The organism is Quadrisphaera sp. RL12-1S (assembly GCF_014270065.1).
GTDB lineage: Bacteria > Actinomycetota > Actinomycetes > Actinomycetales > Quadrisphaeraceae > Quadrisphaera.
Genome location: NZ_JACNME010000006.1, coordinates 1 through 20143, shown reverse-complemented (window position 1 = coordinate 20143; position 20143 = coordinate 1). Strand labels below are relative to the sequence as shown.

Annotated in this window: 15 protein-coding genes; 9 read left to right on the top strand and 6 right to left on the bottom strand. The window is 74.3% G+C overall.

The features are described from left to right. The first annotated feature begins 160 nt into the window (after window positions 1–160). From H7K62_RS12665 to clpX, 3 genes are all read left to right on the top strand, one after another. Window positions 161–745, top strand: a complete 585-nt coding sequence (locus H7K62_RS12665; protein WP_186719193.1) for an ATP-dependent Clp protease proteolytic subunit — start codon at window positions 161–163, stop codon at window positions 743–745. 28 nt (window positions 746–773) lie between these two features. Further along, window positions 774–1424, top strand: a complete 651-nt coding sequence (locus H7K62_RS12660) for an ATP-dependent Clp protease proteolytic subunit (protein ID WP_186718745.1) — start codon at window positions 774–776, stop codon at window positions 1422–1424. Window positions 1425–1561: 137 nt separating this feature from the next. Next, window positions 1562–2845: an ATP-dependent Clp protease ATP-binding subunit ClpX gene (clpX, locus tag H7K62_RS12655; RefSeq protein WP_186718743.1), complete on the top strand. Its 1284-nt coding sequence runs from the start codon at window positions 1562–1564 to the stop codon at window positions 2843–2845. Between the two features lie 110 nt (window positions 2846–2955). On the opposite strand, the gene H7K62_RS12650 is transcribed toward clpX, so the two are convergent. Together H7K62_RS12650 and valS are read right to left on the bottom strand one after the other, a co-directional pair. Continuing rightward, on the bottom strand, window positions 2956–3768 hold the full coding sequence (locus H7K62_RS12650; protein ID WP_186718741.1) for a hypothetical protein: 813 nt from the start codon (window positions 3766–3768) through the stop codon (window positions 2956–2958). Between the two features lie 384 nt (window positions 3769–4152). Further along, window positions 4153–6798: a valine--tRNA ligase gene (gene valS / locus H7K62_RS12645; protein WP_370591773.1), complete on the bottom strand. Its 2646-nt coding sequence runs from the start codon at window positions 6796–6798 to the stop codon at window positions 4153–4155. 115 nt (window positions 6799–6913) lie between these two features. On the opposite strand from valS, the gene H7K62_RS12640 reads away from it, so the two are divergent. Then, window positions 6914–7702 (top strand): SDR family oxidoreductase, encoded by a 789-nt coding sequence (locus H7K62_RS12640; RefSeq protein WP_186718737.1) that lies wholly within the window; start codon window positions 6914–6916, stop codon window positions 7700–7702. A gap of 16 nt (window positions 7703–7718) precedes the next feature. On the opposite strand, the gene H7K62_RS12635 is transcribed toward H7K62_RS12640, so the two are convergent. After that, a complete protein-coding gene (locus H7K62_RS12635) occupies window positions 7719–8561 on the bottom strand; it encodes a sugar phosphate isomerase/epimerase family protein (RefSeq protein ID WP_186718735.1) in 843 nt (280 codons plus the stop codon). 147 nt (window positions 8562–8708) lie between these two features. On the opposite strand from H7K62_RS12635, the gene H7K62_RS12630 reads away from it, so the two are divergent. Continuing rightward, a complete protein-coding gene (locus tag H7K62_RS12630; protein ID WP_186718734.1) occupies window positions 8709–11303 on the top strand; it encodes an AMP-binding protein in 2595 nt (864 codons plus the stop codon). A gap of 52 nt (window positions 11304–11355) precedes the next feature. Here the strand turns inward: H7K62_RS12630 and H7K62_RS12625 are convergent, their stop codons facing one another. Further along, window positions 11356–12249 carry an NAD(P)-dependent oxidoreductase gene (locus H7K62_RS12625; RefSeq protein WP_186718733.1) on the bottom strand — a complete coding sequence of 298 codons (894 nt, stop codon included), beginning with the start codon at window positions 12247–12249 and terminating at the stop codon, window positions 11356–11358. A 441-nt stretch (window positions 12250–12690) separates the two neighbouring features. On the opposite strand from H7K62_RS12625, the gene ileS reads away from it, so the two are divergent. The 3 genes from ileS to H7K62_RS12610 all read left to right on the top strand — a co-directional run bounded on the left by ileS (window position 12691) and on the right by H7K62_RS12610 (window position 18073). Next, window positions 12691–16002 (top strand): isoleucine--tRNA ligase, encoded by a 3312-nt coding sequence (gene ileS, locus H7K62_RS12620; protein ID WP_186718732.1) that lies wholly within the window; start codon window positions 12691–12693, stop codon window positions 16000–16002. Then, window positions 15999–17417, top strand: coding sequence for a bifunctional folylpolyglutamate synthase/dihydrofolate synthase (locus H7K62_RS12615; RefSeq protein WP_186718731.1), 1419 nt, complete (start codon window positions 15999–16001; stop codon window positions 17415–17417). Before ileS ends, H7K62_RS12615 begins: the two co-directional genes overlap by 4 nt. Before the next feature lie 164 nt (window positions 17418–17581). Next, the gene (locus tag H7K62_RS12610) at window positions 17582–18073 is read left to right on the top strand and encodes a DUF4233 domain-containing protein (protein WP_186718730.1); all 492 of its coding nucleotides are present in this window, start codon (window positions 17582–17584) and stop codon (window positions 18071–18073) included. On the opposite strand, the gene H7K62_RS12605 is transcribed toward H7K62_RS12610, so the two are convergent. After that, on the bottom strand, window positions 18070–18750 hold the full coding sequence (locus tag H7K62_RS12605) for a biliverdin-producing heme oxygenase (RefSeq protein ID WP_222437549.1): 681 nt from the start codon (window positions 18748–18750) through the stop codon (window positions 18070–18072). The genes H7K62_RS12610 and H7K62_RS12605 overlap by 4 nt on opposite strands. An 87-nt stretch (window positions 18751–18837) precedes the next feature. Between H7K62_RS12605 and ndk the strand changes: the two genes are divergently transcribed. Further along, entirely contained in the window at window positions 18838–19287 is a 450-nt protein-coding gene (gene ndk / locus H7K62_RS12600; RefSeq protein WP_370591756.1) for a nucleoside-diphosphate kinase, read from the top strand. Window positions 19288–19296: 9 nt separating this feature from the next. Here the strand turns inward: ndk and H7K62_RS12595 are convergent. Then, the coding region (locus H7K62_RS12595) for a class F sortase (RefSeq protein WP_222437548.1) at window positions 19297–20143 on the bottom strand (847 nt) is incomplete at its 5' end.

The window sequence follows — 20143 nt, the reverse complement described above, 5'->3', positions numbered from 1 at the left end:
AGGGTCGACAGCGTCGCCGACCCGTCACCGGGGGCGACCACGACGGTGGCCGGCAAGCGAACCCGGCCCAGACGGATGGAGAGCGACTCCCGTGAGCGATTCCCGGCCGCGCGGTCACGAGGCTGCCGACGTGACGGCCCGCAGCCAGCCCTCGTCCCCCATGGGGCTCGACGAGCACATCTACCAGCGCCTCCTGCGCGAGCGGATCATCTGGCTGGGCTCCGACGTCCGCGATGACAACGCCAACGCCATCTGCGCCCAGCTGATGCTGCTCGCCGCGGAGGACCCCGACCGCGACATCTGGCTGTACATCAACAGCCCCGGCGGCTCGGTGACCGCGGGCATGGCCATCTACGACACCATGCAGTACGTCAAGCCCGACGTCGCGACGGTGGCGATGGGCCTGGCCGCGTCGATGGGCCAGTTCCTGCTGGCCAGCGGCGCCAAGGGCAAGCGCTACGCCACCCCCCACGCGCGGATCATGATGCACCAGCCCTCGGGCGGCATCGGCGGCACGGCCAGCGACATCGCCATCCAGGCCGAGCTGATCCTCGACATGAAGCGCACGCTGTCCCAGCTCACCGCTGACCAGACCGGCCAGACGATCGAGCAGATCAACAAGGACAACGACCGCGACCGCTGGTTCACCGCGGCGCAGGCCAAGGAGTACGGCTTCATCGACCACGTCATCACCAGCGCCGCCGACGTCCCCGAGGGCGGCGGCACCGGTGCGGCCGCGGCCTGAGCACGCGAGCAGAGTCAGGAGCCCCGAGATGAGCAACCCCACCTTCCCGCACGGCGCGCCGTCGTCCCGCTACGTCCTCCCGCAGTTCGAGGAGCGCACGGCGTACGGCTTCAAGCGCCAGGACCCCTACACGCGCCTCTTCGAGGACCGCGTGATCTTCCTGGGCGTCCAGGTCGACGACGCGTCGGCCGACGACGTCATGGCCCAGCTCCTCGTCCTCGAGGCGCAGGACCCGGACCGCGACATCACGCTGTACATCAACAGCCCCGGTGGCTCGATGACCGCGCTGACCGCGATCTACGACACGATGCAGTACATCCGGCCCGACATCCAGACCGTCTGCCTCGGGCAGGCGGCCTCCGCGGCGGCCGTCCTGCTGGCCGCGGGCAGCCCCGGCAAGCGCCTCGCGCTGCCGAACGCCCGCGTCCTCATCCACCAGCCGGCGAGCCCGGGCGGTGACTACGGCCAGGCCTCCGACATCGAGATCCAGGCCGCCGAGGTGCTGCGCATGCGCTCCTGGCTGGAGACCACGCTGGCCAAGCACACCGGCCGCTCCACCGAGCAGGTCAAGGTCGACATCGAGCGCGACAAGATCCTCACCGCTGACCAGGCCAAGGACTACGGCCTCGTCGACCAGGTGCTCGAGAGCCGCAAGGCCTCCGCGCTGGCCTCCGCGTGAGCCTGCGGGCGGTGCCCGGCGGACACACCGCCGGGCACCGCCCGCAACTCCGCTCGTCCCGCTGACACAGCGTCGTCAGTGGTGTTCCATGGACCCATCCGCGCAGGCGCGCGGGACTACTCGAGGAGGCCCCCCACGTGGCACGGATCGGCGATGGTGCGGACCTGCTCAAGTGCTCGTTCTGCGGGAAGAGCCAGAAGCAGGTCAAGAAGCTCATCGCGGGCCCCGGGGTCTACATCTGCGACGAGTGCATCGACCTCTGCAACGAGATCATCGAGGAGGAGCTCGCCGAGGCCAGCGAGCTGGGCCTGGTCGAGCTGCCCAAGCCGCGCGAGATCTTCAGCTTCCTCGAGCAGTACATCATCGGCCAGGACGACGCCAAGCGGGCGCTGAGCGTGGCCGTCTACAACCACTACAAGCGCATCCAGGCGTCCGACCCGGCCAAGAAGGTCGAGGAGCCCGTCGACATCGCCAAGTCGAACATCCTGCTCATCGGCCCCACCGGCTGCGGCAAGACGTACCTGGCGCAGACCCTCGCCAAGATGCTGAACGTCCCGTTCGCCATCGCCGACGCCACGGCCCTCACCGAGGCGGGCTACGTCGGTGAGGACGTCGAGAACATCCTCCTCAAGCTCATCCAGGCCGCTGACTACGACGTCAAGAAGGCCGAGACGGGCATCATCTACATCGACGAGGTCGACAAGATCGCCCGCAAGAGCGAGAACCCGTCGATCACCCGCGACGTCTCCGGCGAGGGCGTGCAGCAGGCGCTGCTGAAGATCCTCGAGGGGACGACGGCGTCGGTGCCGCCGCAGGGCGGCCGCAAGCACCCGCACCAGGAGTTCATCCAGATCGACACGACGAACGTGCTGTTCATCGTGGGCGGCGCCTTCGCAGGCCTGGAGGAGATGATCCAGGGCCGCATGGGCAAGAAGGGCATCGGCTTCGGCGCCCCGCTGCACGCGGCGTCCGACCTGCCCAGCATGTTCGGCAAGGTCATGCCCGAGGACCTGCTGAAGTTCGGGCTCATCCCGGAGTTCATCGGCCGCCTTCCGGTCATCACCACGGTGCGAGAGCTCGACGCCGAGGCGCTGGTCCGGATCCTCACCGAGCCGCGCAACGCCCTGGTGAAGCAGTACCAGCGCATGTTCGAGATCGACGGCGTGGAGCTGGAGTTCTCCGACGAGGCGCTCGTCGCCGTCGCCGAGCAGGCCATCCTGCGCGGCACCGGCGCCCGCGGCCTGCGCGCGATCATGGAGGAGGTCCTCCTCCCGGTGATGTTCGACCTCCCCAGCCGCGACGACGTCGCGCGCGTGGTGGTGGACCGCGACGTCGTGCTGACGAACGTCAACCCGACCCTGGTGCCCAAGGACAAGGCCTCCGAGGCCCGCAAGCGCGAGCGCCGCGACAAGTCCGCCTGACCCACCCCCACGACGTCCGCCGCGTCGTAGCCGGGACCCCCCCGTCCGTGACGATCAAGGAAGTCGCCACCGGCGGCCGTCGCCCTCCGTGCTGATCGAGGTGGAGGGGTTCACCAGAGCCGCTTCCTGATCGTCGGTTCCCTGCTCAGGAGCTCGCCGACCGCCCGCTCGACCGCCATGTCGTACCCCAGCACGTCGCCCTTGCGGACTGGCCACACCGTCCACCCGTAGCGGTCGTGCAGGTCCTGTCGGCGGTCGTCGTCGTGGTCGCGGTCCTCCTGCTCGCTGTGGTCCTCCTCGCCGTCGTACTCGATCGCCGTGCGGACCTCTTCCCAGCCCATGTCGAGCCGGTAGGCGCCCTGGCGCTGCTCTGGCACCCAGATCTGCGGGCGGGGGCGGGGGAAGCCGGCATCGACGATGCGCAGCCGGGTCCACGACTCTCCGTACGACTCGGTGTCCGGCTCGCAGAGGTCCAGGCACCTCTTGCCGCGCGCCATCCAGCGCTGGCGGGGCGGCCACTCGTCGTAGCGGGGCAGCAGCTCCGCCGGGTTGATGAGACCGGCGTGCGCCACGGCGTCGGCCACCGCGAGACCCATGTGGGGCCTGAGGAACCGGGACGTGTCCAGCACCGTCCGCTCGATGGTGGTCACGGGGATGCCGTGGAGCAGCACGACGTCGTCATCGGGGAGCCTGTCGACGTGGGTGGCGAGACCCCGCCGGTCGGGTGCGCGCCGTCCAGGCAGGACCAGGCACTCGAGGGGCAGCGGCTGCTCGCGCTCGTGGGGTGCGCGAGGGTCGAAGCCGTGCAGCCAGGCGGCGAGGGACCGGGTGATGACGGCGTCCTCCCCGACGGCGAGGGCGACCGCCCTGGCGCGGGTGGTGCCGTGGTGCGCGGTGCGGGCGTCGAGGTAGACGCCGGTCATGGGTTGCACGACGGCGCCGACAGCCAGCGCAGCCTCCAGCTGTCGTTGCGAGAGGCCGAGCCTGTGCAGGTCTGAGCGTTGGAAGGGCGGGAGAGGCTCGTCGGGCAGCAACGGATCGATCATGCACCCACTGTCACGACTCGGGCGTGATCGCCGCTGGCGTCGTGCACAGGCGCAGTGGCGGCTGTGGACGACTTCCTTGATCGTCAGGGAAGGGGGCGCGTGGGGCTGTGGGGCCGCGGGGGCGGTCGGACTGGGTGCAACTTCCTTGATCGTCGCGGAGGGGGAGGGGGGACCGAGCGAGGCCCCGCCCGAGGGAGTCGGGCGGGGCCTCGTCGGTCGGTGCTCCTGACGAGCGCGGTCGGGCGGCGCGTGGACCGTCCGTCAGGCGGTGGGGGCGGGGGGCGCCAGCTCGACGTCGGTCACCGCGACCTCGTCCGCGCTGCCGGCGGTGATGCGCAGGTCGCGCACGCGACCCGCCGCGGCGAGGTCGGCGGAGCCGGCCTCGAGCAGCGGCACCAGCGCGGCCGGCGCCGTCACCGTGGCGGTGACGACCTCGGTGCGCATGGAGGCCTTCGCCTCGCTCTTGGCCTTCCGCACACCGGCGAGCGCCCGGCCGACCGTGGCGAGCAGCACCGGGTCGGCGCCGTCGGCAGCCTCGGACAGCGGCTCCGCGCTCGGCCAGGGCGCGGTGTGCACCGAGCCCTCCTCGTCGGCGCGCCACCAGCTCCAGACCTCCTCGGTGGCGAAGGGCAGGAACGGCGCGAACAGGCGCAGCATCGTGTCGAGGGACCGGGCCAGGGTCGCCCGCGCGGAGGCGGCGGCCTCCTCGCCCTGGGCGCCGTAGGCGCGGTCCTTGACCAGCTCGACGTAGTCGTCGCAGAACGCCCAGAAGAACGCCTCGGCCGCCTGGAGCGCCGCGGTGTGCTCGTAGCGCTCGAGCGCGTCCGTCGCCGTCCTCACCACGGAGGCCAGCCCGGCCAGCACCGACCTGTCGATCGCCTCCGTGACCGGCGCGGTCGGGTCGGTGGCGCCCATGGACAGGGCGAACTTGGAGACGTTGAGCAGCTTGAGCGCCAGGCGGCGCCCGATCTTCATCTGCCCGACCTCGAAGGCGGCGTCGGTGCCCAGGCGCGCCGAGGCCGCCCAGTAGCGGACGCCGTCGGCGCCGTGCTCCTCCAGCAGGCCCAGCGGCGTGACGACGTTGCCCTTGGACTTGCTCATCTTCTTGCGGTCCGGGTCGAGGATCCAGCCGCTGATGGCGGCGTCCGACCAGGGCAGCGACCCGTGCTCGTGGTGGGCGCGCACCACGGTGGAGAACAGCCAGGTGCGGATGATGTCCTGGCCCTGGGGGCGCAGGTCGAAGGGGAAGACCGCGGAGAACAGCTCCGGGTCGCGCTCCCACCCGCCGGCGATCTGCGGGGTCAGCGACGAGGTGGCCCAGGTGTCGAAGACGTCGGTCTCACCGACGAAGCCGCCGGCCACCCCGCGCTGCGACTCCTCGAAGCCCGGCGGCACGTCGCTGGAGGGGTCCACCGGGAGCGAGTCCTCGGACGGCACCAGCACGTCCTCGTAGGACACCTCACCGGACTCCCCGACGCGGTACCAGACCGGGATCGGCACGCCGAAGAACCGCTGGCGGGAGACCAGCCAGTCACCGGTGAGCCCGCCGACCCAGTTCTCGTAGCGCACGCGCATGAAGTCGGGGTGGAAGCCGAGCTCCTTGCCGCGGGCCAGCAGCTCGTCGCGCAGGGACTCGTACCCGGCCGCGGAGCGGCCCCCGTTGCGCAGGTACCACTGGCGCGAGGTGACGATCTCGAGGGGCTTGTCGCCCTTCTCGAAGAAGTTGGCCTTGCGCTGGGTGGGCTTCGGGTCCGCCTTCAGTGCGCCGGAGGCCTTGAGGGCGTCGACGACGGCGATGCGCGCGGAGTGCGTGGTCTTGCCGGCGAGCTCGCCGTACGCCGCAGCACCACCACCGGACAGCCACGACGGCACCTCGCGCACCAGCCGGCCGTCGCGGGCGACGACGGGGCGGGTCGGCAGGTCGAGGTCGCGCCACCACGTGACGTCGGTGAGGTCGCCGAAGGTGCAGCACATCGCGATGCCCGCGCCCTTGTCGGGCTCGGCGGCCGGGTGCGCGAGCACCGGCAGCTCGACCCCGAAGACGGGGGAGACCACGGTGGTGCCGAACAGCGCCTGGTAGCGCTCGTCGTCGGGGTGGGCGATGAGCGCCACGCACGCGGGCAGCAGCTCCGGGCGGGTGGTCTCGATGACCACCTCGCCGCTGCCGTCGGCCTTCGTGAAGGCGACCTCGTGGTAGGCGCCCGGGTAGTCGCGGGCCTCCAGCTCGGCCTGGGCGACGGCGGTCTGGAACGTCACGTCCCACAGGCCCGGGGCCTGCGCCTGGTAGGCGGCGCCGCGGGTGAGGTCGCGCAGGAACATGCGCTGCGACGCCGCGCGGGCCGGCCCGCCGATGGTGGAGTACGTCAGCGACCAGTCGACCGACAGGCCCAGGCGGCGCCACAGCGCCTCGAACTCCTTCTCGTCCTCGGCGGTCAGCTGCTCGCACAGCGCCACGAAGGTGCGCCGCGAGACCGGCACCTGGTCGGCGGCCTTGACCGAGCCCGCGTCACCGGAGTGCGGCGGGGTGAACCCCTCGCCCTCGTAGGGCAGCGACGGGTCGCAGCGCACGCCGTAGTAGTTCTGGACCCGGCGCTCGGTGGGCAGGCCGTTGTCGTCCCACCCCATCGGGTAGAAGACCGTGCGCCCGCGCATCCGCTGGAACCTGGCGACGACGTCGGTGTGCGTGTAGCTGAAGACGTGCCCCACGTGCAGCGAGCCGGACACGGTCGGCGGCGGGGTGTCGACGGCGAAGACGCCGGCAGGCGCGGCCAGGGCCTCGGCGCGGGGGAAGGCGTAGGTGCCGCGCTCGGTCCACGCGGCGTCCCACGCCTGCTCCAGGCCCTCCAGGGCCGGGCGGTCGGGGACGCCGGTCGGGCTGCCGGTCGGGGAGGTGGGGCGGTCGGTCACGGACACGCCGCCATCCTCCCAGACCAGCCGGGTCGGCCCGCCCGGCGCACCAGCGGACCAGCCCCCCTCCGCACCGGGCGGGTGGTGATCGGCTCGGTCGTGGTGGGATCGGCGCATGAGCTCCGACGCCGCCCGCACCCGCGACCCCCAGAGCCCCACCGCCGTCGTGACGGGAGCCAGCTCGGGCATCGGAGCGGCCACCGTGCGCCGCCTGCGCGCCGAGGGCTACCGCGTGCTCGCCGTCGCCCGCCGCACCGACCGCCTGACCGCCCTCGCCGGCGAGACCGGCTGCGAGACCCTCACCGCCGACCTCACCGACCCCAGCGACGTCGACGCGCTGCGCGCCGCCGTGGCGGAGCGCTTCGACGGGGACCTCACGGCGCTGGTCAACAACGCCGGGGGCGCCTTCGGCACCGAGACCGTGGAGCACGGGAAGGTCGAGGACTGGCAGCGCATGTTCGACGTCAACGTGCTCGCCACCCTGCGCACCACCCAGGCCCTGCTGCCGGCGCTGCGCGCGGGCCGCGGCGGCGACGTGCTGGTGATGAGCTCCACCGCCGCGCGCATCGCCTACGAGGGCGGCGGCGGGTACACGGCGGCCAAGCACGCCGAGTCCGTCATGGCCGAGACGCTGCGCCTGGAGCTGGCCGGTGACCCCGTCCGCGTGCTCGAGGTGGCGCCGGGGATGGTGAAGACCGACGAGTTCGCCCTCAACCGCACCGGCGGTGACCGCGCGAGGGCCGAGGCCGTCTACGCGGGCGTGCGGGAGCCGCTGGTGGCCGAGGACGTCGCCGACTGCGTGGCGTGGATGCTCACGCGGCCCCGCCACGTCAACGTGGACCTGCTCGTGGTGCGCCCGCTGGCGCAGGCCGCGCAGCACAAGGTGGTGCGCGAGCAGCGGTGACGACGGCGCGGCGCCGTCACCGGTCCAGCGCGTCCCGCCGGTCGGCGAAGGCCTCGAGCACGCGCCGTCCGGCGTCGAAGGTCAGCCGGCAGGCCTCGCCCGCGCCGTCGGCGACCACCGCGTCGGACAGCACCTCGGTGGCCACGGTGGCCGCGGGCCGGGCGGAGGAGCCCTCCAGCGCCGGGGCGAGCGCTTCGAGCCAGGCCTGCAGGTCCACCGCGCCGGTCCCGGGGAGCTGGCGGTGGTGGCGGCCCTCCTCGCGCAGGTCCGCCAGCGGCTCGGGCAGCGCGTCGCACAGCTGCACCGAGACCACGAGGCCGTCCTCGGCCACGGCCGCGACCTCCTCCAGCGAGCCGCCGGAGCGGTGCCAGTGCCAGGCGTCGAGGATCAGCCCGGAGTTCGGGGCGCCGACGTCCTCGACCAGCGCTCGCGCCGCGGCCAGGGTGCGGAGCTCGGCGTAGGGCATGAACTCCACGCCGATCCGCAGCCCGTGGCGGGCCGCGCGGGTGCAGAGCCGCTCGAAGCCGCGGCGCACCACGTCGTCGGGGACCACGTCGAAGAGGCCGACGTTGATCTGCTGGGCCCCGGTGAGGTCGGCCAGGTGCAGGAGGATGTCCTCCTCCAGGCGCGTGCCCCGCACGTCGGCCTCGGTCCACCAGTCGCGCAGGAACTCCAGCTCCACCACCTCCAGACCCGCACGGGTCAGGTAGCCGCGGATGTCGTCCTCCGCGATGCCGCTGCGGCGCGCGCTGAGGTAGTCGGCGGCGCCCAGACCGATGCCGGCGTACCCGGCCGAGGCCGCGGCACGCACGCGCTGGGCGAACCCCGTGGTCTTGAGCGTCAGCGCCGACAGGTGCAACGGCGGTATGCGGACTGGTGCGGACGGCTGGGTCTGGATCACAGGCGTACTCCGAGCGGTCGACGAGACCTGGCGGCTTCTGCTGGGGACCGTAGGGTTGGTCGCTGATCGAGGGGGACGCAGATGAGCAGGTCGGAGGCTGATGGGGTGAGCGACGGGGAGTTCGTCGCCCTGACGGCGCAAGGGGTGTCCCAGCACGTCGTCAGCCGGGTCCGCCACGTGGCGGCCGCCCTGCCGGACGCGCTGGCGGTGGACGACGGGGCGGTGCGCCTCGACTACGCCGAGCTGGAGCGCCGCGCCGCCGCGCTGTCGTCCAGGATCGCCGCCGCGGCGCCGTCCGGCGAGCCGGTCGCGGTGCTGCTGGGCCACGGGGCGCCCGCCGCCGTCGCGGTGCTGGCGGTGCTCGGCACGGGCGCGCCCGTCGTCGTCCTGGACCCCACCACCCCGGTGGCGCGGCTGCGCCACTACGTCGAGCAGTCCGGCACCACCACCGTGGTCACCGACGGCTCCCGCGCCGCGGACGCCGCCGAGCTGGCCCCGCGGGTGGTCCGCACCGACCGCGCGCTGGTCGCCCTGGCCGACGACGACGCCGGGGGCGCCGCGGCCGGCTGCGCCTGGCCGGTGCCCGAGGACCAGCTCGACAGCCGCGCACCGGCCGTCATCGTCTACACCTCCGGGTCCACCGGGCGCCCGAAGGGCGTGGTGGCGCACTCGGAGTCGGTCCTGCACGACGCCACCACCAACGGCCGCGGCTGCTACGGGCCCGGCGCGGTCATCGCGAACCTCCTGCCGATGGCGTTCAGCGCCGGCATCGGCCTGCTGCTGGCGGGCCTGGCGACCGGGTCGGCCCAGGTCCTCTTCGACCCCCGCACCCGCCCCGTCTCGGAGCTGCCCGCCTGGCTGCTCGAGACCGGCGCGACCGTGCTGGCCGCCAGCCCCGCCATCCTGCGCGGCGCGGTGGCCGCCCTCGCCCCCGGCGAGCAGCTCGGGCGCCTCACCGCGGTGACCACCGCCGGCGAGACCATCCACGCCGCCGAGATGGACCGCCTGCGCACCGCGCTGGGGCCGGGGTGCACCGTGCACAACCGCTACGGCTCCTCCGAGACCTGGCTCATCGCCGAGCACGTCATCGCCCCCGGCGAGGCCGGGCCCACCGGCGCGGTGCCCGTGGGCCGCCCCGTCGACGGGGTGTCGCTGCAGGTGGTGGGCGAGGACGGCCAGCGCCACGCCACCGGCACGGGGCGTCTCGTGGTGACCTCGCGCTGGTTGACCGACGGCTACTGGAGGGCCCCCGAGGCCACGGCCGCCGTCTTCACGGCCGGCCCCGACGGCTCCACCAGCTACCTCACCAGCGACACCGCCAGCATCGGCGCCGACGGCGTGGTGCGGCTGCTGGGGCGGGTCGACCACAGCGTGAAGATCCGCGGCCACCTCGTCGAGCCGGGTGAGGTCGACGCCGTGCTGCACGCGCTGCCGGAGGTGCGCGAGGCCGTGGTGGTGGGCGTCGTCCCCACCGACGACGACGAGGGCGGCCGCGCCCGCCTCGTGGCCTACGTGGTCCCCGAGGGGCCGGCGGTGCAGGTGCCGCAGCTGCGGCGCGCCGTGCGGTCCGCGCTGCCGGCGTTCATGGTCCCCGAGCAGGTGGTGCTCCTGGAGGCGCTGCCGCGCACCGAGCGCGGCAAGCTCGACAGGTCCGCGCTGCCCACGCCGCCTGCCGTGGTGGTGGGGGGGGTCGCGCCGCGCACGGACTGGGAGCGGGTGGTGGCCGCCTTCGTGGCGCGCGCCCTCGACCTCGACGGCGTGGGCGCCCACGACGACTTCTTCGAGCTGGGCGGTGACTCCCTGGCCGCCGAGGCGCTCCTGGCCTCGATGGCGTCCTCGCTGGACGTGCCCTCCGACGTGCTCACCACCGGCCTCATCGCCGAGAACCCGACGGTCGCCGAGCTCGCCGAGGCGCTGCGCCGGCGCCGCCGCGCCGGCCGGGACGCGGCGGTGGTGACGTTCAACGGGTCCGGCTCGCGCCGCCCGCTGTTCGTAGTGGCCGGGGCCGGTGGCGTGGCGCTGGCGTTCCGGCGCCTCGCCGAGCGCCTCGGCCAGGACCAGCCGGTGGTCGCCCTGCAGGCGCGCGGCCTGGAGGGCGGTGGACGCCCGGAGTGGTCGGTCCGCAGCCGGGCCCGCCACCACCTGGCGCAGCTGCGCCAGGTGCAGCCGCACGGCCCCTACCGCCTGGCCGGCCACTCCCTGGGCGCCCTGGTGGCGCTCGACCTCGCCCAGCAGCTGCGCGAGGCGGGGGAGCAGGTCGAGTCGCTGGTGGTCATCGACTCCTTCCCGCCCGACCCCGACCTCGCGCCGCCGGCGCTGGACGGGCCGCTGCTGCGGCGCGCCAAGGTGCTGGCCTCGATCCTGCTCACCGGCGTGGTCCAGAGCCACGGGCTCGGGCACTACGACAGGTTCCACCTGCAGGGCAAGCTGCTGCAGCGCCGCTACCGGACGCAGCCGTGGGACGGCCGCGCCCTGGTGCTGGTGGCCGCCGACGACCCCGACGCCGAGGCCCGCTCCCGCTGGGCGGACCACCTCAGCGGCCCCTGGTCGATGCACCGCACCGGCGGCGACCACACCGGGGTGCTGCAGGAGCCCCACGTCGGCCCCCTGGCCGACCTCGTCCGCGCCGAGCTCGCCGCCCTCGACGCCCTCGACGGGCGCGGAGCGGGCGCCGGGCACCGCTCGGTCGGCGCCGCCTGACGCACGGCCGGCAGCCGCCCCTCCCCGGACCGGGAGGGGCGGCTGCGGCCCGTCAGCGGGGCGCGCGGAAGGTGGCGGCGAGGTCGGCGCTGCCCTGACCGGCCTCCACCGCCGCGGCGAAGCGCCGCTGCACCGCCTCGGCCACCGCCAGCTCCACACCGGCGGCACGGGCGGCCTCGACGATGAGCCGGGTGTCCTTGGCGGCCCCCGCCAGTGGGAACGCCGCGTCGTCGAGCGCGTCCTCGAGCATGGCCGTGCCCTTGAGCTGCACGTACGGGGAGTCCATCGCGCCGCCGCGCACGGCCTCCAGCACCAGGTGCGGGTCGACGCCGAGGGCGCGGGCCAGCACCAGCGACTCCGCCACGGACTCCACGAGCGTCGCGACGAGGTTGTTGCACGCCAGCTTCAGCGCGCTGCCCGACCCGACCTCGTCCTGCTCGACCGCGCGCGCCCCCACCGCCTCGAGCACCGGGCGGGCCGCCTCGCGGGCCGCCGCCGGTCCGGACGCCAGCACCACGAGCTTCCCCTGCTCGGCCGGGCCCTTCGTCCCGAGCACCGGCGCGTCGAGCAGCTGCACGCCGCGCTGGCCCGCCCAGTCCGCGACCCGCCGGGTGCCGTCCGGCCCGATGGTGCTGGTCTGGACGACGACGACGCCGTCGCGCAGCCCCGGCTCCGCCTGCGCCAGGACGTCGAGGACGGCGTCGGCGTCCATGAGCATCACCACCACCACGTCGGCGCCGCGGACGGCGTCGGCGGGGGAGCCCGCCACGGTGGCGACGTCGGCCAGCGGCTCGGCCCGTTCGCGCGTGCGGTTCCAGACGGTCAGCGGCAGGCCGGCGGCGGCGATGTTGCGCGCCATGCCGGTGCCCATGATCCCCGTGCCCAGCAGGGCGACGGCGGGTCGGGCGGTGCTGGTGGCGCTGTTCTCAGCGCTGGTCTCGGTCACGCCCGCCACCCTCACCGCCCCGGGCTGTTCTCGCACCCCCACCCGCCACCGCCCCGACGACCACGGCCGTGCCAGCGCGGCGAGGTGGCCGGAGGCCCGAGCCGCTGCGGGGTCGTGCTGGTGCGGCGCGGGGGTCCTCGACCGTCGGGAAGGGGGAGGCGGTCAGGGGGGACGGCGGCGTAGGATCGCCAGCACAGGCACCGACCCGGCCATCACCGGTGAGCCTCCGGAAGAACAGGGCCCGCACCGGCAGGCGCGGACCCCCAGTAGAACCGGACGGGAGCAGCCCGTCAGCGCTGCGCGACGAGCGGTCGTCGTCGTCGTCCCCGGCGGGTCCGGGGAGGGCGGTGGCGGCAAGCGGGGTGGTACCGCGGGGCCCGGCCAGCACGGCGGGCGTCGTCCTCGCACCGACCTGATCTGGTGGATCGCGGAAGGTGTGACGTGACCGAGCTCGGCGAGCAGAAGAAGTCCTACCCCCTGGCCTCGGCCCTGGGCGACGGCACCGGCGTGCCGGCCTCCCCGAGCTTCCCCGACCTCGAGGCCGCGGTGCTGGCGCACTGGAAGGCCGACGACACCTTCGAGGCCTCGGTCGGCGCCCGCGAGGCCGGCGAGAAGGGGAGCAACGAGTACGTCTTCTACGACGGACCGCCCTTCGCCAACGGCCTGCCCCACTACGGCCACCTGCTCACCGGGTACGTCAAGGACGTCGTGCCCCGCTACCAGACGATGCTCGGCAAGCGCGTCGAGCGGCGCTTCGGGTGGGACTGCCACGGCCTGCCCGCCGAGGTCGAGGCCGAGCGCCAGCTGGGCATCACGCACAAGAGCCAGATCGAGGAGCTGGGCGTCGCGGCGTTCAACGACGCGTGCCGCACCTCGGTGCTGAAGTACACCGACGAGTGGCGCGACTACGTCACCCGCCAGGCCCGCTGGGTCGACTTCGACCACGACTACAAGACCCTCGACACCGACTACATGGAGTCGGTGATGTGGGCGTTCAAGACCCTGTGGGACAAGGGCCTGGTCTACGAGGGCTTCCGCGTGCTGGCGTACTGCTGGCGCTGCGAGACGCCGCTGTCCAACACCGAGACCCGCATGGACGACGTCTACCGCCAGCGGCAGGACCCGGCCGTCACCGTCGGCATGACGCTGACCAGCGGCGAGTGGGCCGGCGCGAAGGCGCTCGTCTGGACGACGACGCCGTGGACGCTGCCCTCCAACCTCGCCATGGCCGTCGGCCCGGACGTCGAGTACGCCCTCGTGGAGCCCTCCGAGGGCGCCTTCGCGGGGCAGCGCCTCGTGATGGCCGCGGCGCGCGTCGGCGCCTACGCCCGCGAGCTGGGCGAGTCGCCGGTGGTGCTCGCCACCAAGGTCGGCCGCGAGCTGCTCGGCACCACCTACACCCCGGCCTTCTCCTACTTCACCGGCCGGGAGAACGCCCACCAGGTGCTCCTGGCCGACTACGTCACCACCGACGACGGCACCGGCGTGGTGCACATCGCTCCCGCCTTCGGCGAGGACGACAAGCTCGTCACCGACGCCGCCGGCATCGAGGCGGTCGTGCCCGTGGACGGGCAGGGGAGGTTCGACGCCCGCGTCTCCGACTACGAGGGCCAGCACGTCTTCGACGCCAACACGGTGATCATCAAGGACCTCAAGGCCGCCACCCGCGGAGGGGACGAGGCCGCCAGCAGCCCGGTCACCGACGGCACGGTGCTCGTCCGCCAGGAGACCTACGACCACCCGTACCCGCACTGCTGGCGCTGCGGCAACGCGCTCATCTACCGCGCCGTGAGCAGCTGGTTCGTGGCCGTCTCCCAGTTCCGCGACCGCATGGTCGAGCTCAACCAGCAGATCGACTGGGTGCCCGGCCACGTCAAGGACGGCTCCTTCGGCAAGTGGCTCGAGGGCGCCCGCGACTGGTCCATCAGCCGCAACCGCTTCTGGGGCAGCCCGATCCCGGTGTGGACCAGCGACGACCCCACCTACCCGCGGGTCGACGTCTACGGCTCCCTGGCCGAGCTCGAGCGCGACTTCGGCGTGCAGGTCACCGACCTCCATCGGCCGTTCGTCGACGAGCTGACCCGCCCGAACCCCGACGACCCCCGTCCTGAGGGGGAGCGCTCGACCATGCGCCGCGTGCCCGAGGTGCTCGACTGCTGGTTCGAGTCCGGCTCGATGCCGTTCGCCCAGGTCCACTACCCGTTCGAGAACGCCGAGTGGTTCGAGGACCACTACCCGGGCGACTTCATCGTCGAGTACGTCGGCCAGACGCGCGGCTGGTTCTACACGCTGCACGTGCTGGCCACCGCGCTGTTCGACCGTCCGGCGTTCCGCACCGCGCTCGTGCACGGCATCGTGCTCGGCGACGACGGCCGCAAGATGTCCAAGAGCCTGCGCAACTACCCGGACGTCTCGGAGGTCTTCGCCCGCGACGGCGCCGACGCCATGCGCTGGTTCCTCATGTCCAGCCCCATCCTGCGCGGCGGCAACCTCGTCACCACCGAGGCCGGCATCCGCGACGGCGTGCGCCAGGTGCTGCTGCCGCTGTGGAGCACCTGGTACTTCCTCGCCCTCTACGCCGGCGCCTTGCGTCCCGACGGCGCTCAGGACGACGACGGCGCAGGGATCGTCGGCCGCTGGCGCACCGACTCGCCCCACGAGCTCGACAGGTACGTCCTCGCCAGCCTGCGCGACCTGGTCGGCCAGGTGCGCGGCCAGCTCGACGCCCTCGACGTCGCCGGGGCCTGCGAGAGCGTCCGCGTCTTCCTCGACCTGCTCACCAACTGGTACGTGCGGCGCTCGCGGGAGCGGTTCTGGGGCAACGGCCCGGACGCCGTCGACGCCGTCGACACCCTCCACACGGTGCTGGAGGTGCTCACCCGCGTGGTGGCGCCGCTGCTGCCGCTCACCGCGGAGGAGGTGTGGCGCGGCCTGACCGGCGGACGCAGCGTGCACCTGGCCGACTACCCCTCCGTGGAGGACCTCCCGGGCGACCCGGACCTCGTGGAGGCCATGGACGCCGTGCGCGCCGCGTGCTCGGCGGCCCTGGGCCTGCGCAAGGCCGGCGGTCTGCGCGTGCGGCAGCCGCTGCCGCGCCTCACGGTCGCCGTCCCCGGCGGTGGCTCCGAGGGGGCGCTGGCGCAGCTGGTCTCGCTCGTCGCGGACGAGGTCAACGTCAAGGACGTCGTCCTGCTCGACGCGGAGGACTCCGCCGCCGAGAGGTTCGGCGTGACGCAGAAGCTCACCGTCAACGCCCGGGCCGCCGGCCCGCGCATCGGCAAGCAGGTGCAGCAGGCCATCCAGGCCTCCCGCAGCGGCGCCTTCGAGGTCCGCACGGCACCCGACGGGACCGAGAGCGTGGTCGCCGGCGGGATCGAGCTGCTCCCCGGGGAGTACGAGCTGAGCACGGTCGTCGCCCAGGACACCGAGGGAGCGTCGGAGCGCGCCACCGCCACGCTGCCGGGCGGCGGCTTCGTCGTCCTGGAGACCGCCGTGGACGACGCGCTGGCGGCCGAGGGCTGGGCCAACGACGTCGTCAGGCTCGTCCAGGACGCCCGCAAGACCGCCGGCCTGCACGTCTCCGACAGGATCGCGCTGGTGCTCGACGTGCCGGACGAGCGGGAGGCGTGGGCCCGCGCCCACGCCGGCCGCATCGCCGAGGAGGTGCTCGCCACGAGCGTCGAGGTGAGGCCCGGCTCGGACGACGTGCTCGTCGAGGTCACCAAGGCCGCTGCCGCTGCGAGCGCGCGATGAGCCGCGTCGAGGGCGGCTCGCCGGAGCGGGCGGCGCAGCAGGCCGAGGAGCGCCGCGAGGCGGCCGCGCGGCTGCGCGCCGTGCACGCCGAGCTGCTCGCGCGCACCCCGGAGAGCGCGGTCCAGCCGCGCCTGGAGCCGGTCCGGCAGGTGCTGGAGCTGCTGGGGGACCCGCAGCGCGCCTACCCGGTCATCCACCTGACGGGCACCAACGGCAAGACGTCGACCTCGCGGTTCGCCGAGCGGCTGCTGCGCGAGATGAACCTGCGCACCGGGCGCTTCACCAGCCCGCACCTGTCCAGCGTGACCGAGCGCATCAGCATCGACGGCGAGCCGATCTCCGACGAGGCGTTCGTGGCGGTCCACGAGGACGTCGCGCCCTACCTCGCCATCGTCGACGGTCGCCTGCGCCAGGACGGGCAGGTGCCGCTGACGTACTTCGAGGCGCTCGCCGTACTGGCCTTCGCGGCGTTCGCCGACGCGCCGGTGGACGTCGCCGTGGTCGAGGTCGGGGTCGGTGGCACGTGGGACGCCACCAACGTCGCCGACGCCACCGTCGCCGTGGTCACGCCGATCTCCCTGGACCACACCGAGCTGCTGGGCGACACCGTCGAGGAGATCGCCGAGACGAAGTCCGGCATCTTCACCGAAGGCTGCGCCGTGGTGCTCGCCCAGCAGCCCGTCGAGGCCGCGCAGGTGCTGCTGCGCCGCGCCGTCGAGGTGGGCGCCACGGTGGCCCGCGAGGGCCTGGAGTTCGGGGTCACCTCGCGCGTGGTCGCCGTCGGCGGGCAGGTGCTGGAGCTGCAGGGCATCGGCGGGACGACGTACTCCGACGTGCTGCTCACGGCGTTCGGGGAGCACCAGGGGCACAACGCGGCCGTGGCGCTGGCCGCCGTGGAGGCGTTCCTCGGCGGGGAGGGCCTCGAGCCCGACGTCGTGCGCGCCGCCTACGCCGACGTCACCACGCCGGGGCGCCTGGAGGTGGTGCGCCGCTCGCCGGTGGTGCTCGTCGACGCCGCCCACAACACCGGCGGTGCGCAGTCGCTGGTGGCGGCCCTGGAGGACTCCTTCGAGTACACGCGGCTGGTGGGCGTGGTCGCGGTCCTCGAGGGCAAGGACGCGCTCGGCATGCTCGAGGTGCTCGAGCCCGTGCTCGACGAGGTGGTGATCACCCGGTCCAGCTCGCCGCGCGCCATGGAGGTCGACGACCTCGCCGACATCGCCCTGGACATCTTCGGCGGCGACCTCGGCGAGCGCGTCCACGTGGCCGAGCGGCTCGACGAGGCCCTCCAGGTGGCCGTGGACAGGTCGGAGTCCGAGGCGCCCGGCGGTCTCGGCGCCGGCGTGCTCGTCACCGGGTCGATCACGCTCGTCGGCGACGCGCGGACGCTGCTGCGGGCCCCCACCGCCCGCTGACCCCGACCCCTGCCCCTGTCCCTGTCCCGACCGGGTGCGCTCCGGCGCACTCGGAGGTCGTCCGCCGGACCCCTGGTGTCGGGAGCTGCGGGGGGTGTGCGGCGGTGGTGGCGCGGACTTCCGTGATCGTCGCGGTGGGGGAGGGGCGACGTAGGCTGGCAGGCGTGTCGCAGAGCCCCGAGCCGTCGAGCGCCCCCGCGGGCCAGGGTCCGGCGCAGCAGGGTGAGCTGACGGTGCCGCCGCCCACGATGACCGCGCGGCTCGCGTCCACCACGCTGCTGCTGGAGGCCTTCGCCGTCCTCTTCGGGACCATGGTGGCCGCCGCCTTCCTGCCGGGGCAGGGCGTCGGCCGCGGGTGGACCTGGGGCGTGGGCCTGGCGCTCGTCGTCGTCTGCGTCGTGGCGAGCGGTGCCGCGCGCAGCCCGCGCGGCGTGGCGGTCGGCACCGCCGTCCAGCTGCTCCTCGTGGTGGTCGGCGCGGGGCTGGCGCTGGTGGTGGTCGACGCGGGCGTCGCGGCCCTCGTCGTGGCGCTCGGCTTCGCGGCGCTGTGGTGGTGGCTGGTCTCCATCGGCCACCGCATCGACCGCGACCGGCGGCGCTGGGCTGCGCAGCTCGCCGAGCAGGTCGCGGCGCAGCGCCAGGCGCGACAGGGCTAGCGGCGCCAGGCGGGCAGCGAGCCGCCGAGGTCGGCGAACAGGTCCTCGTTGAGCCGGTAGCCGCGGCTGGCCTCCGCCACCACGCGGTCGCGCTCGGCCTCGTCCCACGGGGCCGCGTCCAGCAGCGAGCGGTAGTGGTCGCGGTACCGCTTCGGCGAGGGCACGCCGGGGAAGTCCCACGAGCGCAGCTCCTCCTCGGCCACCCCGTACGCGCGGGCGAGCAGCCGGCGCACCACCTGGCCGCCGGACAGGTCCCCGAGGTAGCGCAGGTAGTGGTGGGCCACCAGCCCGCCGGGCCACCCCGCCACCTCCTGGAGCCGCTGCGCGTAGCGCTCGGTGGCGGGCAGCGGCACGAGGTGGGAGCGCCACCCCTCGCCGAGCCGGGCCCGCAGGTCCTCGGAGACCGCGGGCAGCCGCCGCAGGTGCTCATCGGCGAACGGGGCGACGACGACGTCGCCGCGCATCGCGTCGACGGCGGGCTCGAGCACGGCGTAGAGGTGGTGCACCTGCAGCAGCAGCGCCGTCAGCGCCTCCGGCGCCAGGTCCCCGGCGAGCAGCTCGGCCATGAACGGCGAGCGCTCCGCGCCCGCGTGCGCCTGCGCCGTCTCCCGGCGCAGGCGCGCGGCGAAGCCCTCACCCGTCACGGGGGAGCCGCCGCGCGCCTCGTCGTCGTCCACGTCCCCATGCTCTCCCGGGGTCGCGCGCTCACCCGCCAGGGGGCCGTCGGGTCGGCCCCGACCCCGTGCGCCGCTAGGGTCCGGGCCGTGACCACTGAGCCGACCACCGACTCCGCCGCCACCGAGCGCAGCCTCGTCCTCGTCAAGCCCGACGGCGTGCGCCGCGGCCTCACCGGGGCCGTGCTGTCCCGCATCGAGGCGAAGGGGTACCGGATCGTGGCCCTGCAGCAGCGCGAGGCGACGCAGGCCGAGCTGGCCGCCCACTACGCCGAGCACGAGGGCAAGCCGTTCTACGCCCCGCTGCTGGAGTTCATGGCCTCCGGTCCGCTCGTGGCCGTGGTGGTCGAGGGGGAGCGCTGCATCGAGGGGTTCCGTTCCCTGGCCGGGACGACCGACCCGACCACCGCCGCTCCCGGCACCATCCGCGGTGACCTCGGCCGCGACTGGGGCCTGAAGGTGCAGCAGAACCTCGTGCACGGCTCGGACTCGCCGGAGTCCGCGGCCCGCGAGATCGGGATCTGGTTCCCCTCGCTCTGACGCCCGGACCTACGACGTGGTCGTCTGCGCCTGCCGGGCGTAGACGACCACGTTGTCCACGTAGTGCCCGGTGCTCTGGTCGAAGGCCCCGCCGCACGTGATGAGGCGCAGCTCCGGACCGGCCACCGGGCCGTAGACGGACTGGGTGGGGAAGGCGTCCTTGGCCACCTGCTGGACGCTGGTGACCACGAACTCGGCGGTGCTGCCGTCAGCGCGGCCCACCTCCACCAGCGCGCCCACCCCGATCCCCGCCAGGTGCGCGAAGACCCCGGGCCCGGTGCGGGAGTCCACGTGGCCCGCGATGACCGCCGGCCCGACGCCCCCCGGGGCGACGCCCTGCGCGAACCACCCCGCCCGCTGCGCGTCCGCCGGGACCTCCAGGGAGCCGTCGGGCCGGATGCCTAGGCGCACCAGGGGCGAGGAGACGCCGAGGGAGGGGATCCGCAGCGCGGTCGGCGCCGGGACGGTGGAGGGCAGGCCCGCTGACAGCGGGACGGCGGTCGGCGCCGGCACCGCCGCCGCTGCCTGCGAGGACGACGAGGACGTTGAGGACGACGACGAGGCCCGCACCGAGCCGGCCCGCGCGGCGACGGCCGCCGTCCGGTCAGCGGAGGAGGAGGTCGCGGCCGGTGCCGGGGACAGGGCGCTGACCCCCGCCGAGGCGCCCACCGCGAGCAGGCCCAGCGCCACCGCCGCCGCGCAGGCGCGGCTCGCGCGGGACGTGGTGCCCCACCGCCCGGGCAGGGCGAGCAGGCCGTCGACCACGTGGTCGAGGTGGCGCAGACCAGTCCCTGCCGCCGCACGCGAGCCGGCGGGGGGCCGTGCCGCGTGCCGACCGCGCTCGCGGCGCGGGCCG